General features: G+C 60.8%; 12 protein-coding genes. 3 read left to right on the top strand and 9 right to left on the bottom strand.

Features of this window, described 5'->3' with window-relative positions:
* Positions 1-9 precede the first annotated feature (9 nt).
* The 3 genes from AB4Z13_RS25575 to AB4Z13_RS25565 form a co-directional block, all read right to left on the bottom strand.
* Positions 10-1,470 carry an MFS transporter gene (locus AB4Z13_RS25575; RefSeq protein WP_442207122.1) on the bottom strand — a complete coding sequence of 487 codons (1,461 nt, stop codon included), beginning with the start codon at positions 1,468-1,470 and terminating at the stop codon, positions 10-12.
* A gap of 62 nt (positions 1,471-1,532) precedes the next feature.
* On the bottom strand, positions 1,533-2,369 hold the full coding sequence (locus AB4Z13_RS25570) for an alpha/beta fold hydrolase (protein ID WP_442207121.1): 837 nt from the start codon (positions 2,367-2,369) through the stop codon (positions 1,533-1,535).
* Between the two features lie 13 nt (positions 2,370-2,382).
* Positions 2,383-3,543 carry an FAD-dependent monooxygenase gene (locus AB4Z13_RS25565; protein WP_442207120.1) on the bottom strand — a complete coding sequence of 387 codons (1,161 nt, stop codon included), beginning with the start codon at positions 3,541-3,543 and terminating at the stop codon, positions 2,383-2,385.
* A gap of 111 nt (positions 3,544-3,654) precedes the next feature.
* On the opposite strand from AB4Z13_RS25565, the gene AB4Z13_RS25560 reads away from it, so the two are divergent.
* A complete protein-coding gene (locus AB4Z13_RS25560) occupies positions 3,655-4,590 on the top strand; it encodes a LysR family transcriptional regulator (protein ID WP_113325570.1) in 936 nt (311 codons plus the stop codon).
* A gap of 2 nt (positions 4,591-4,592) precedes the next feature.
* Here AB4Z13_RS25560 and AB4Z13_RS25555 read toward each other — a convergent pair whose 3' ends face one another.
* From AB4Z13_RS25555 to AB4Z13_RS25540, 4 genes are all read right to left on the bottom strand, one after another.
* Positions 4,593-5,405 carry an inositol monophosphatase family protein gene (locus AB4Z13_RS25555; protein ID WP_442207119.1) on the bottom strand — a complete coding sequence of 271 codons (813 nt, stop codon included), beginning with the start codon at positions 5,403-5,405 and terminating at the stop codon, positions 4,593-4,595.
* A 20-nt stretch (positions 5,406-5,425) separates the two neighbouring features.
* A complete protein-coding gene (locus tag AB4Z13_RS25550) occupies positions 5,426-6,466 on the bottom strand; it encodes a LacI family DNA-binding transcriptional regulator (RefSeq protein WP_442207118.1) in 1,041 nt (346 codons plus the stop codon).
* A 500-nt stretch (positions 6,467-6,966) separates the two neighbouring features.
* Positions 6,967-7,272, bottom strand: a complete 306-nt coding sequence (locus AB4Z13_RS25545; protein WP_113325573.1) for a hypothetical protein — start codon at positions 7,270-7,272, stop codon at positions 6,967-6,969.
* A gap of 618 nt (positions 7,273-7,890) precedes the next feature.
* The gene (locus AB4Z13_RS25540; RefSeq protein WP_442207117.1) at positions 7,891-8,847 is read right to left on the bottom strand and encodes a formylglycine-generating enzyme family protein; all 957 of its coding nucleotides are present in this window, start codon (positions 8,845-8,847) and stop codon (positions 7,891-7,893) included.
* A gap of 427 nt (positions 8,848-9,274) precedes the next feature.
* Here AB4Z13_RS25540 and AB4Z13_RS25535 point away from each other — a divergent pair, with 427 nt between their 5' ends.
* Both AB4Z13_RS25535 and AB4Z13_RS25530 read left to right on the top strand, forming a co-directional pair.
* The gene (locus AB4Z13_RS25535) at positions 9,275-10,948 is read left to right on the top strand and encodes an arylsulfatase (RefSeq protein WP_439018851.1); all 1,674 of its coding nucleotides are present in this window, start codon (positions 9,275-9,277) and stop codon (positions 10,946-10,948) included.
* A 19-nt stretch (positions 10,949-10,967) separates the two neighbouring features.
* Entirely contained in the window at positions 10,968-11,333 is a 366-nt protein-coding gene (locus AB4Z13_RS25530) for a hypothetical protein (RefSeq protein ID WP_439017553.1), read from the top strand.
* Positions 11,334-11,389: 56 nt separating this feature from the next.
* Here the strand turns inward: AB4Z13_RS25530 and AB4Z13_RS25525 are convergent, their stop codons facing one another.
* Both AB4Z13_RS25525 and AB4Z13_RS25520 read right to left on the bottom strand, forming a co-directional pair.
* Positions 11,390-12,178 (bottom strand): hypothetical protein, encoded by a 789-nt coding sequence (locus tag AB4Z13_RS25525; protein ID WP_113325725.1) that lies wholly within the window; start codon positions 12,176-12,178, stop codon positions 11,390-11,392.
* A gap of 202 nt (positions 12,179-12,380) precedes the next feature.
* The gene (locus AB4Z13_RS25520; protein ID WP_442207167.1) at positions 12,381-13,208 is read right to left on the bottom strand and encodes a hypothetical protein; all 828 of its coding nucleotides are present in this window, start codon (positions 13,206-13,208) and stop codon (positions 12,381-12,383) included.
* Positions 13,209-13,255: the final 47 nt, after the last annotated feature.

Genomic DNA, 13,255 nt, shown 5'->3' with positions numbered 1-13,255 from the left:
GGGCATGAGTTAGGAGGAAATCTCCTCGAGCCTGCGTCCACCGGTCTCGATCATCTGCGTTGCCGCAAGCGCGCCGATAACGGCGACGATCCCGAACATGATGAAGACCGACTTGATGCCCTGTGCGCCGACCATGTAGCCGACCGTCGTCGGACCGACGGCTGAGGCGATACGCAGCCATGATGTCGCAAGGCCCGTACCGACCGCGCGCATGCGTGTCGGGTAAATTTCCGGCGTGTAGAGGTAGAGTACGGCGTTGACGGAGCCGACGACGCCATAGGCAAGTGTAGCCAGCAGAATGAGTGACCAGAGGCTGCTCGCACCACCGGCGGCGAGTGCGGCCAAGAGAACGGCACCGACGAGGAAGGAGACGACGGCCCAGGTGCGTCGCCCGATACGGTCGATGCAGAAGGCGCAGGCGAGCAGTATGACGACCTGTGCGACATTAGTCATCGAGGCTGCCCGCAGCGCACTGCCGAGTTCCAGTGAATAGACGGTGTGATAGAGCGTCGGCATCCAGTTGTTCAGGCTGTTGGCGACAAAGAACGAGCTTGCCCAGAGGATCCAGGCGACGATGGTGCGCATACGGAAGGTCGGTGACAACAGTTCCCGCCAACGGCTGGGTGTCCGGGGCGCAGCGGCCTGGCTTTGACCGCCGAGCGCCAGCGTCGCTTCGTTATAGGCGCGATCGTCGAAGGAATAGCCGGGATCCTTGCGCCGCGCACTTTCCTCGGCCTGGCGGATCACTTTTTCGGCTTCGTCCAACCTGCCCTGGCCGATCAGCCAGCGCGGCGATTCCGGCAGCCGATAGAGCATATAGGCAATCAGCAGACCCGGAATCCCGCCAAGCAGGAACAGTGATTTCCAGCCGAAGACCGGCACGATCAATGTGCCGACCTGGCCGGTCACCATCAGGCCGATCGGAAAGATCAACTCGTAGAGCATGAAGTTGCGCCCGCGACCCTTGGCGCGCAAAAGCTCGCTGATATAGGTGGCCGCGACTGGCATTTCGCCGCCGACCCCGATACCCTGAATCAGACGGCAAATGAACAGCATCTGGAAATCGCCGACCAATATGCAGGCGAGGCTCATGACCGACATCAGCGCGGTCGCCGACGCTGCCATGTGAACGCGGCCGAGCGTCTCCGCAAGGCGGCTGAAGAGGAGGGCGCCGACGAGTTGGCCGATGTAGCTTGCCGCAATCATCCAGCCGATCTGAGCCGGCGTCAGTGCCCAGAGTTTGATCAGGATCGGCAGAACAAATGCCAGCGAAAGAGCATCGAAGGCATCGAGGAATGTAGCGCTGCCCATGATGATACGCGCCCGGCGGTGCCAGGGCGTAAAGGGGATCGCTTCGAAGCGTGCAGTCAAAACCGCGGCGCGGCCAGCCAACCGCGTCTGCTGCGGGTCGTCGTGCGAGACCTCGCCTGCAACCCGGCCGGCAACCAGTATGCTATTGTTATCGCGCATATCATCCTCCCAGATCAGCACGGTTCAGCACGCCGGCGGCGCCCCCTGCCGCCAGCTTTGCCCTAATGGGCGGCAGCTTCAATCATCTTGGCGATCGCATCTGCGATGACATCGCTGCATTCAATTGGCGTCAGGTGCCGGGCGCCCGGCAGGATCGTCAGGGACGCTCCGGGGATTGCCTTTGCAAGCTGGCGCGCACTCTCGACTGGGGTCGCATAGTCTTCTTCGCCGACAATGACGGAGACCGGGAAATGAAAACCGGCAAGCGCGCTGCGAAGATCGGCATTGCCGAGCATGATGCAGATCGCCTCATAGGCATCGAGATCGTTGCGGACAAAGATCTCCATCATCTCCTGGATCTTGCGCGGATTTTCCGCCCTGAAACGGTCGCCGAACCAGCGGGTTGCCTGGAAGGCGGCCATCGAGGCGAGGCCTTCGGCCCGCGCTTTCTGAGCCCGTGCCCGCCATTCCTGCGGTGCCTTTTCTCCATACCAGGCCGTGGTATCGATAAGGGTCATTGCCGCCACCCGTTTCGGGTGGCGGGCGGCAAAAGCCTGCGCGATGCAGCCGCCCATGGAGCAGCCCGCAACGACCACCTTGTCCCACCCGACCTTGTCAAGCACCTCGGCGATGTCATTAGCGTAGCGTTCGATTGCTTGGGAAAGGGGGGCGCGGCTGCTCCAGCCATGCCCGCGGCAGTCGATGCAGATTATCTCGGCCTGCGCCTTCAGTCCGGAGACGACATCCGTCCAGATGCTGCCGTCAAGGGCGAGCGAATGGATCAGCAGCAGGCGTGGCTTTCCCGGCGTGCCGTATCGCCGAAAGGCGATAGTTGCCTCATCCGAGACGGTCACGAACTCGTAGTGACCGTCCATCGTGCTGGTTTCTTGCTGCAACATTGCGCTGTTCCGATCAGCCGGCCATAGCCAGTTCGTTTTCGCCGACAAGCGGCACGTTCCAGGCGTCATAGCCGTAGAGCCATGTCGTATCCTCGTTTCCGCCCGACATCCATGTGTTGGCGCTGGAGATGGCCTGAATGCGAGACGTACGCGGCTTGCGGTTGGCCTCGTAACGGCGGAAGGCACTTTCGATGTCGTCATTGTCGACGGCCTCAAGGCAACGCGCCAGCACGGCGGCGTCCTCGATCGAGGTTGCGGCACCCTGCGCCATATAGGGCGTCATTGGATGGCAGGCGTCTCCGAGAAGTGCAACGCGGCCATCGCTCCAGCGCGGCAGCGGTTCGCGTTCGAGAATTGCCCATTTGTGGCAATCCGGGCAGGCGTTGAGTACCATCTGCACTTCCGGATGGAAGCCCTCATAGGCAGCTCTCAACTCCTTGACGTCACCCTTTGCCGACCAGGATTCGGCCGTCATCCAGTCGGCCGACTCCGGAACGCTGGTGACGAAATACAGCGAGCTGCGATCTGCGGCCGTGTAATAGATCACGATATGCCGGTCGACGCCCCACCATTTCGTTCTTGAAGGCGCAATCTCGCCCCCGTTCATCAGGCTGGCATCGAAGACTGCGCGATAGGCGATACGTCCCTTGTGAAGCGGCGCATCCGGACCGACGATGATCTCGCGCACCAGCGAGTGAACGCCATCAGCGGCAATGACCGCATCGGCTTCAACCGTGGTGCCATTGGCGAAGGAAAGGCTGACGCCGCCGTTCTTCTGATCGAGGCCGACGAGCTTCTTGCCGAGATGGACGATCTCAGGCGGAAGCACCGAGTAAAGCGCTTCATGCAGATCGGCACGATGCATGCAGAGGAACGGCGCACCGTAGAGGCTCTCCGGCATCGGCAGCTCGCGCTTGATCTCGCCGGTGTCCCAGACGCGGTTGAGATGGGAATAGGGTTCGAAGGCAATCTTCTTGAGGCGATCCAGCACGCCGATGCCGCGTAGCACATGCGACGAATTGGGCAGCATCTGGATGCCGGCGCCGACGCGCGCGAATTTCGGCGCCTGCTCGTAAACCTGGACGTCGATACCGACCTTGCGCAGTGTCGCCGCAGCGGCAAGTCCGCCCATGCCGGCGCCAATGATTGCGATCTTCGGTTTGCTCTTGGCCATGTCGTCTCCTCCGTGTCTCGGTCAAGTTGGGAAGAGCCTAGAGGCGTGACATCGGCATGTAAAATATTTATATTGTTCAACACTTAAACTGAAAAAGTCCTAGGATATCCAGTGGAGCTCAGACATCTCAGATATTTCGTCGCCGTCGCCGAGGAGGGGAGCCTCAATCGCGCTGCCGAGCGCCTGCATATCCAGCAACCGCCCCTCGGCCAGCAGATCCGGGATCTCGAATATGAGCTTGGCGTCCAATTGTTCGACCGGTCTCCGCGCAGGGTCGCACTCAACAATTCGGGCGAGCTGTTCCTTGAAGAGGCACGCGATATTCTGAGAAGGTCGCAATTGGCGATCGACAATGTACGACGCTTCAGCCAGGGCGAAAGCGGCCGGCTATCGGTCGGCTTTACAAGCTCGGCCTCTCTGCACGTGCTTGCGCCACAGTTCCTCCAGCAGTTTCGCCGGGCCTTCCCGCTTGCCGAGATCGTGGTCGAGGAGAGCGAGACCTATGAGCTCATTCTGGCCCTTCAGCAACAGCGCGTCGATGTCGCGTTGCTGCACATCGACGCGAAGCGCTTTCCCGAGCTGACGGCACGGGCTCTGTCCGAAGAGGACATGCTTGTCGCGGTCCCGCGTAGCCACGCCTATGCAGAGGCGGAAGACGAACCGTTGACGCTCGATATGCTCCATGGTGTCGATATGGTCGTCTACCGGCGCACGGACGGGCCCGGAATATTCGAACGGCTGATGGAAACCTTCCAGACTGCCGGCGTTGCACCGCGGATCGTCGATGAGGTTTCTCGAATCATCGCCGCCATCAATCTGGTGGCCGGCGGCCGTGGCCTGACGGTGGTGCCGGCGTCCATGCGCGTGCTTCATCGGGAGTCTGTGGTCTATCGGCCGCTATTGCCCGGCCAACTACCGCCCCTGCCATTATACGTCGCCCACCGCGCCGATGCGCGGCTTGCCCTCATCCGCAATTTCGTCGATCTGACGGAGAAGATCGCATCGAGCTCGTCCGCGACCAGCGAGGCTGGGCGAACAACCTACTAGGTTCAGGCCAATTCATCCTGCAGAGAGCGGCTGACAAGCGTCAGGAGATCGTCTCTTATCCCGGGCGCTGCGGCGATGACTGGGCCGCCGGTCAAAAGTGTGCCCTTACCGGGGAAGGCTTCGGTCCAGCCGCCGGCTTCACGGATCATCAATAGCCCGGCCATGCAGTCCCAGGCGTTGATATGCGGTTCATAATAGCCAGCGAGCCGGCCGCAGGCGACCTGCGCCAGCATGAGCGCACCGGAGCCGTTGCGGATGAACATGCCGCCCGCCTCCAGCAGCAGGTGGATGAAGATCGACACCTGCTTCAGCGGAATGCGGAAATTGGCGCCCACACCGAGAAGCCCGGTGCCGATGCTGGTGGCCTTGTCGACGCTGATCGCCTTGCCGTTCAGAAAGGCACCTTCGCCTTTCCTCGCCACGAAAAGATCGCCCGATGTCGGCTGGCAGATGAGGCCAAGCACCGTCTCGTCGCCTTTCATGACGGCGATCGAGATGCACCACTGGTCGATGCCGTGCACGAAGCAGCTCGTACCGTCGATGGGGTCGACGACCCAGAGGTAGCCCGAGGGGCCTTCCGCCAGTCCTTCCTCCTCCCCGAGCACGCCATCATCGGGAAATGCGGCGGTGATGCGGTCGCGGATCATCGCCTCCACGGCTTTGTCGGCCTGGCTCACCACATCCTGGCCGTTCAGTTTATGGCCGGTTTCCAGTGATGAAAGATCGGAGAAGTAGGAGAGCGCCTTTCCCGCCGCATCGAGGATCACGTCCTTGGCAAGTACGAAGCGGGCATCATCAGGAAATTCGCAGTGCATGGGAATCTTTCGGAAGGGAATCAGGGTCTGAAGCTCTGGCGGATGACGAACTCTGGAATGACGCGTTCATAGCCCGGCGGCAAGTCCGGATTTCCAAGGCGTCGCTCCATCAGTTCGACGGCGCGCATCGCCATGACGAGCGGGTCTTGGCGGAAGGTAGTCAGCTGATAGCTGAGCCAGGACGCTTCGGGAACGTCGTCGAAACCAATGATGGCAACATCCTCCGGAATCCGCAGCTTCACCTCCTGCCGCACATAATCCATCAGGCCGAAGGCGATCTGGTCGTTGGCGCAATAGACGGCGTCGGGGCGTACAGAATTCGAAAACAGCGCCCGCCCCGCGGCGATGCCGCTCTCATAGTCGGAATCCGCGCCACGGCCGATGAAGACCTCGGCGCCGAGTCCTTCCGCCGTCGACAGAAAGGCGCTCTCGCGCTCGATAATGCTCGGCGTACCGGTGTTGGAACCGGCAACCGCCAGCCGGCGCCGTCCGGCCTCGAAGAACACCTTAGCCGCCTTGCGGGAGGCTTCCGAATTGCCGGCGCGCACATGGTCTGCATCCGGTTCGGAACGGCCGATGACGACGAGCGGCTGGCCATTACGCTGGGCAAGCTCGAAGAAGCTGGCAGGCGGCGAGCCCGACAGAATGATGATTGCCTCGGCGCGGTGGCCGATCAGCATCTTCTGGGCGGCCAGCAGTTCGTCCTCGGTCTGGCCGGTGTTGATTAGGATCGGTATGCTGCCGCGCTGGATGAGGAATTTGGCAAGGGCGGCGGCAAGATGGGCGCGGAAGCCGATTTCGGGTTTCGTGGCGACGATGCCGACGAGGCGGCTCTGATTGGCCAGCACGCCGCGCGCAAGATCGTTGACGTGGTAGCCGAGCTCCTGGGCCGCACGCAGCACCTTCTCGCGCGTCGCGGGCGCAACGCTAGCGCCCGGCGTAAAGGTGCGTGATACGGCCGAGCGGGAAACGCCGGCAAGCTGCGCCACCTGTTCGGCGCTCACGAAGCGCATTCGTTCCTTCTTCGGCGTCTTGCCGTCACTCACAGGACCATCCCTCATCGTTTTCCCTCAATGCCCCGCGCGCGACAAAACATCCGCCTCCCAAAACCGCCCGGTATCAGCATTGAAAACTGATGCCGGGCGAGCCGCAGAAGGACGGGTGGTGCGATGTGGCAGTCTCCGCCAGCACATGTATAGAGGAGCGATGGCAGTAAGTTGACATTGGTCCGCGCCGGAGAGGCTGGCCATGTTTGCCGTTTCAGGAATCTGTCCCGGTCCATTTCTCTGCCCGTTGCACAGGTGCAATCATGTCGCACAGCCGTGCAATTGCCCGGGCCGACAACTAACGGCGGTTCTTTGCAGACGCATGACAGATGGAGGATTTTTCCGCCTGGGCGGACGGGTCACAACTGATGTTGCCGACAGCTTTCGTCAATTTCTGCGGAGTATGGCCGAGATTGCAACTGCAATCCCGGCTGAGGGGCGAAAGGCAGCGGCGATGATCAAGGATCAGATCAACGCCGCTTCAATGCTGGACGGTATTGGTTCTCGCGACGCCGCTAGTCGCAGACCCGCACGGTTTCGGTGTGATAGCCGCCGTCGTAACGGTTGCGAACGTCACGGTCCTCGTACCAGCATCTCGGCGGCGGCGGGCCTGCATCATAATAGCGAGGGCCGTCGACATAGCGAGGACCGCTATTGACTATTGCGCCACCAATCAGGCCGCCAACGACACCTGCGGCAAGGCCGCCGGCAATGGCGCGGCCGGTATTGTCGTGGTGATGATGATCGCGCGCCGCAACAGGCTGAATAGCCGAGCCTATAAGGGCCGTCGCAATCAACAGACTGCTAATAATTCTCTTCATAACATTCTCCTTAGTCGCAAATCGCCCCTATAGAACATAAAATGCTCCACGGCCGCGTTTGTTCGTTCAAATCTTGCACCTTTTGAGGCAAGCCCGCCAAGAAACGGTGCGTCGAGCCTCAATTTATGTATTGCACTGAAATCCTCAGGGCGAATTCCACCGAGTCAAACGCGCAATCGCAACTGTGGGCATCAGGAAGTCAGCGAGAGGTGTTCTACGATCCGCCGGATTGCCTCCCGATCACTGATCTCGCCCGGATGGACGCCATAAGTCGTAACGAATGCACCGTCAGCGCCTCTGCCAAATGGCGGATGAGATCCGTTCGCCATTCATGATCTGGTTTCCTCATCTCCTCAAGGATGGCGCCAGCGATATGAAGCGCAAAGGGGTCGTTCGCGTAGAGAATGGGGCCAGTCTGATCGTCATTGCCGTGGATGGACGTATTCAGGCATGAACTGTCACTGAGTTGCTCCGGATCGATCCCAATTCGAAGCATTGCCGGAATCGCGCCACCCAGCCGGGCAGGACTTCCAACAGGAACCACAATGATATCGCCTGCCCGGCAGGAGACTTCGCGGGACGCCACCTGGGTGTAGAACCGAAATTGCCTGGAAGACCTTAGTCCTTCAGGATTCGCTTGACGCATCTGAAGCCAACGTGGCTGGTGGACGTGTCCTCTGGTTCCGCATGGCGGGCGGCGGGACGGTAGCGCCGGCAGTAGTTCGGTGCGCAAAGATGCGATCCGCCTTTCAGCACCCGCCTTGGAATTCGTATTTCCGGCTCGCGGGGATCGAAGCTCGCCTCTCGATCGCCGCCTCGGGGATTCCGCGGAATGCAGCATGACTTCACCGCAGGCTCCGAATGGCGGGGCGACCAGAAATCCGACGTCCATTCCCAGACGTTGCCGATCATGTCGTGGATGCCGTAGCCGTTCGCCGGGAACGATCCGACAGGTGATGTTCTATCCGCTCCTGTGGGCTTTGTGCTCACTGTGGGAAACGCACCTTGCCAGATGTTGGCCATGAGCTTTCCGTCGGGGATCAATTCGTCGCCCCATGCGAATTCGGCGTCCGCGAGACCTCCGCGAGCGGCCAGCTCCCATTCGGCCTCGGTCGGCAGGTCCTTCCCGGCCCAGTGGGCATACGCTAGGGCGTCGCTATAGGCAACATGGACGACCGGATGGTCGACCTTCCCCCGGATATCGCTGCGGCCGCCATAAGGATGCCGCCAGTCGGCGCCGAACTTGAACGACCACCACTGTCTGATGTCGGCGCCGACGACGGTTTTCGGCTGAGTGAATACGAGCGATCCGGCGCGCAGCATCTTGGGGATCGCGCCGGGATAGTCGGAAGCCTTTGGAGTCTTTTCTGCGACGGTGACATGGCCAGTGGCTTTGACGAACGTGGCGAACTGACGGTTGGTCACGGGCGTCACGTCGATCCAGAAGCCGTCAACCTTCACCGGATGGGCGGGGGCTTCTTCAGGATAGTGCCTGTTCGATCCCATGGCGAACGTTCGGGCAGGCACCCAGGCGAAGCCTTCAAATTCCGTTTCGTGTGCGTCCACTGCACTCATGGTCCTGCCCATAGCTAGAACCTCCCCCTGCGAGCATCTTATGACACGCGGTCGCGGTTGCTGCCTATTGTCCTTTAGGGAGGTCTCGACGCGGGGCGCGGGAAATGCGGCGCGGACGGCTCCCATAACTGGCAACTCTTAGCCCCGACGGATTCCCCAAAGGGCAATATCTGCTCCCGCCAATACAATGTAGAAAATGGATGGAAGAGTGGAAATCCCTCTTCCGCAAGTCGAGGGTCACCGTGCGGGCCGGGGAGCCGCGTCTTTACCGAAAAGATCTGCTCCAATTTGCTGGTCAGTAAACTTGGACGTCGCCGACAAGCCCTCTTTTGCTCTGACTTGTCTTTCAACTAACCTTGGCCGCCAATGCGGCCCCGTGAGGGAGGCATTCGAAATGAGACGGACTACAAAGTTCTTCACAGCAGCAATGGCGGTCGCCGGCAGCCTGCTATCGAGTACCGCTACGATGCACGCGCAGGAGACCAGAAAGCCCAACATCCTGTTCATCATGGGTGATGACATCGGCTGGATGCAGCCGAGCATCTATCACCAAGGTCTCGCGGTCGGTGAAACGCCCAATATCGACCGTATCGGCCGGGAAGGGGCGAAGTTCATGACCTACTATGCCGAGCAGAGCTGCACGGCTGGGCGGACCGCGTTCATCACCGGCATGCAGCCGGTGCGCGTCGGCATGGTTCTGCCGGAGATTCCCGGAAGCCCGTCCTACCTGCGGGCCGGCACGCCTCACCTCGCCAAGTTCCTAAATGATCTCGGCTACTCGACAGGTGAGTTCGGCAAGAACCATCTCGGAGATACCACCGAATCCCTGCCGACGGCACACGGGTTCCAGGAATTTTGGGGCTACCTCTATCACCTTGACGCCATGCAGGGGGTGAGCTTCCCCGACATCAACAAGACCCCAACCGAGCAGGGGATTGCACCACCATGCAGGAACACGCCGATTCCCGGGATAGCGGAAGACCCGGCGGCGGTGGACGCCAAGACCACGACCTGTCTCACCCCGCCGCGCCCAATGCTCGCATGCGCATCCTCCGACGGATCCCCGGCAAATCAATCCTGTAAGGACGAGGGGCCGCTGACGCTGGAGCGCTCAAAAACCATTGACGAGGAGATCTCGGCCAAGGTCATCGACTTCCTAGACAGGAATGACCCGAAGAAGACCAACAAGCCCTTCTTCGTCTGGTACAACCCGGCCCGCATGCATATCACGACAGTGTTGCCCGACAAATATCTGAACATGGTCGGCGAAGTCGGCGGCAAGGACTGGGGCGTCAACGAAGCCGGCATGAAGCAGATGGACGACAACATCGGCTACGTTTTGAAGAAGCTCGAGGAGATAGGAGAACTCGACAACACGATCATCGTCTTCACCACCGACAACGGCGCCGAGACGATCACATTCCCGGACGGCGGCACGACCCCGTTCAAAGGCGGAAAGCTCAGCACTTGGGAAGGCGGCATGCGGGCGCCGCTTGTGGTTCGCTGGCCGGGGCACATCGAGCCCGGTACGGTCAAGAACGACATGTTCTCGGCGCTCGACTGGCTGCCGACGTTTGTGAACATCGCAGGCGGCCCGAAGGGCGATGGTCTTAAGAAAGAGATCGAGGCGGGTACGTATCCCGGGATTGTCAAGACCACGCTCGACGGCATCGACCAGCGTGACTACCTGGAAGGCAAGTCTCCATCCGCGCGCGACAGTTTCTTGTACTATTCTGGCAAGGAGCCGTCGGCTGTGCGCTACAAGAACTGGAAGATGTATTTCGCCATGGTCTCCGACGATCCGGCTGGCTTTATTGGCGGGGTGATGCCGTACGCCTGGACACAGGTCGTCAATATCAAGCGCGACCCGTTCGAGACCTCGGTCGGGCAGCAGATCAAGACACTCTTCGGTATGGGCGGTGCCATCGCTTCGCCGTCCACCGCCTATGTCTATGACTGGAACATCCTGCCCATCGGGCAGCAGTTGTGGCTGAAGCATCTCGAGACCTACATCGACTTCCCGCCACTTCAGAGCCCTGCAAGCTACAATCTGGAGCAGGTCATGCAGCAGGTCCGTGAGATGAAGACAGGTCACGATTGACGCGGGCGGTAGCGTAACGATGTCGGAGCGGACACCCTTCAGGGCGTCCGCTCCGCGCTTCACCTGTCAGGTCCTTGGCTCCCCCGATCGCCTCTATGCCATCGGCACGCAACGGATTAGGAGCCTCCGCGAGATTGATGAAAACGATGTCGCCCAAGCCTGGCTCGGGGAGCTGACGAAACGAGAACTTCTCTTGAACAGTGCGTTGCACCTGTCTGTTCTGGCCGGAATTGGCGTGACGGTTCTGCTGCTGTTTGGCTTCGGTGTCGCCTTCATGAGATACCGCCACGAACCGGGAGCCGCCGCACTGTTCATGGGCGGCTCTCTGTTTCCCGGGGGCGTTGCTCTTCCTGCTTCTGCAGGACATCAGGCTGTCGCAAGCTGAGCACGACGACCGTCAGTTGCGACGATCGCCGAATTGCTCAAGGCGCTCTCGCCTCATCAGAAATGGAAGGACACCCCGACGATCGGCCCCTGTTGGACGACGTCGAAGACAAAACCATCGTTTTCGTAGTTGACGCCCAGTGCGCGGTATCCGGCCACTGCCGAGATGGTGTCGTTGAATTTGTAGCCGAGGCCGAGGCCCACGTCCCAGTCGACGTCGGCGCCGCCACCGCCCACCAGACCCCATCCCGTGAGATAGATTTCCGGGGTGAAGAAGTAGTTCCCGCGCAGGCCGACAACGGCATCCACCCACGTGGCACTGTCTTCCCGCTCCACGCCGGCCAGAAGTCCGCCATTGAAGGAGATGTCTGTCTCGACCGACCAGACTTTCACGCCGCCGACCACGTCAAGGTGGCCATTCTGATCTTCGAGCACCGCGTAACCCACGCCGAGAAGTCCTGCGAAGGTCTTCGATGTCACGTCGACGCTGTCGGCGAAGATGCCGCGGGGGGTATGCGCATCCGCACCCAGTTTGGTGTAGATCACGTCACCGACGATGCTGAAGCGATCATATCGTGCTTCGCCTGTCGCCATGAAGGCGAAGTCGAGATTGTCGAGAATGTCGCCGAAATCGGCATCGATGTCGACCTCGGGAAGCCCGAATTGCCGTACGTCCCCTGAAATCCCGGCAGCCCAGAAGTATGGAGCGACCGTGAATTCCCAGCCGCTCTGGGTCTCGACCGTTTTCGCTTCGGGCGTGAGCGGTGTGAGATCCGCGGCGTTGCCGATCGATGCGGCAGAAACACCGGCCAGCAAGACTATCGCATGCAAGTGAATGGTCTTCATGAGAATCCCCCGATCTCGTTTGAACGCAGCACTGCTTCGAGTGAGGACTGTGTGGCGGGAAATGGATTCCCGCAACATGAAACACCTATTGGGGGTTGCTGTCGAGAAGGGAAAACCTGAGGGTGTGGCCCGCCGGCATCAGGCCTGTCTCCCGCTGGGAGGAGAGGGAAACGCGGTCAAAGTGGCGTTTCCCTGTTGAAGATCAATAGCAAGGCGGGTACGGATAGTAGCCGCATTGCTGGTCGTTGTAGTAGGGATAGTAGGGGCGGGCTGCAGCGGCCCCGATAGCGGCGCCGGCGACCACGCCGGCTGCGACCGGAGCACCGCGATACCAGGCGCCGTGGTAGATGGGTGCGTGCCAATAGGTGCCTCCGACACGGTTGATGTTGGTGTCGCCGATATGCACGTCGTCTCCACGGAAGTCGCCGCGGAAATTACCTCCCGCGAAGTCTCCGCCGTGGAATCCGCCGCCCCCGAAGCTGCCGCCGCCATGGAAGCCACCGAAGCCCCCGCCTCCAAATCCTCCTCCACCCCCGAAGTGATCGATGAACAGCGCGGCCGGCCCAGACACACCGCTTAGGGTGCCCTCCAGAATGGTGATGTCGAAGGTCAGCGTCGTGCCATCGAGTTTCGGAGTCTTCAGCGTCACGACGGCGTCGCTGACGTCCGATCCATCGCCGCCCAGCACCGACACAGTCGCATTCGGTGGATCGACTGCGAAATTGTCCTTCCCCTCATCCCATTGCATGATGAACTGTTCGGTTGCCACATGACCGGCGGCTCGCACCGGTCGGTCAGCAAAGACGATCGAGTTGGCCGAGACACCGGTCAGAACGAGCTTGCCGTTTTCGATTTTGGCTCCGGCCGAATTGATGACCGCCAGCGACGGCACCGGGCCGGTTGGCGTGACTATCCCAATAGACTTTTCGAGCGGTACGTGCGGCTTCTTCGGGGTGTCCTGCGCAAGGGCAGCGGTGGTGAGCGCGAAACCTCCGGCAAAGACCAACGTAGCGAAACGATCGATTTTCATGGTGATATCCTCCCAGCGGCGACGGGCGGCATGCCCGTCGCCTGATG

The sequence above is a fragment of the Rhizobium sp. YAF28 genome (assembly GCF_052113285.1).
In the GTDB taxonomy this organism is placed as follows: Bacteria; Pseudomonadota; Alphaproteobacteria; order Rhizobiales; family Rhizobiaceae; genus Rhizobium.
Note: the sequence above shows the minus strand (reverse complement) of the source record. Positions and strands in the feature narration are given on the sequence as shown.

What these genes read in the sequence shown, in the direction of transcription:
- AB4Z13_RS25520 (WP_442207167.1), bottom strand. Translation starts at nt 13,208, where the DNA reads ATGAAAATCGATCGTTTCGCTACGTTGGTCTTTGCCGGAGGTTTCGCG.
- AB4Z13_RS25535 (WP_439018851.1), top strand. Translation starts at nt 9,275, where the DNA reads ATGGCGGTCGCCGGCAGCCTGCTATCGAGTACCGCTACGATGCACGCG.
- AB4Z13_RS25525 (WP_113325725.1), bottom strand. Translation starts at nt 12,178, where the DNA reads ATGAAGACCATTCACTTGCATGCGATAGTCTTGCTGGCCGGTGTTTCT.
- AB4Z13_RS25570 (WP_442207121.1), bottom strand. Translation starts at nt 2,369, where the DNA reads ATGTTGCAGCAAGAAACCAGCACGATGGACGGTCACTACGAGTTCGTG.
- AB4Z13_RS25550 (WP_442207118.1), bottom strand. Translation starts at nt 6,466, where the DNA reads ATGAGGGATGGTCCTGTGAGTGACGGCAAGACGCCGAAGAAGGAACGA.
- AB4Z13_RS25575 (WP_442207122.1), bottom strand. Translation starts at nt 1,470, where the DNA reads ATGCGCGATAACAATAGCATACTGGTTGCCGGCCGGGTTGCAGGCGAG.
- AB4Z13_RS25565 (WP_442207120.1), bottom strand. Translation starts at nt 3,543, where the DNA reads ATGGCCAAGAGCAAACCGAAGATCGCAATCATTGGCGCCGGCATGGGC.
- AB4Z13_RS25530 (WP_439017553.1), top strand. Translation starts at nt 10,968, where the DNA reads ATGTCGGAGCGGACACCCTTCAGGGCGTCCGCTCCGCGCTTCACCTGT.
- AB4Z13_RS25540 (WP_442207117.1), bottom strand. Translation starts at nt 8,847, where the DNA reads ATGAGTGCAGTGGACGCACACGAAACGGAATTTGAAGGCTTCGCCTGG.
- AB4Z13_RS25545 (WP_113325573.1), bottom strand. Translation starts at nt 7,272, where the DNA reads ATGAAGAGAATTATTAGCAGTCTGTTGATTGCGACGGCCCTTATAGGC.
- AB4Z13_RS25555 (WP_442207119.1), bottom strand. Translation starts at nt 5,405, where the DNA reads ATGCACTGCGAATTTCCTGATGATGCCCGCTTCGTACTTGCCAAGGAC.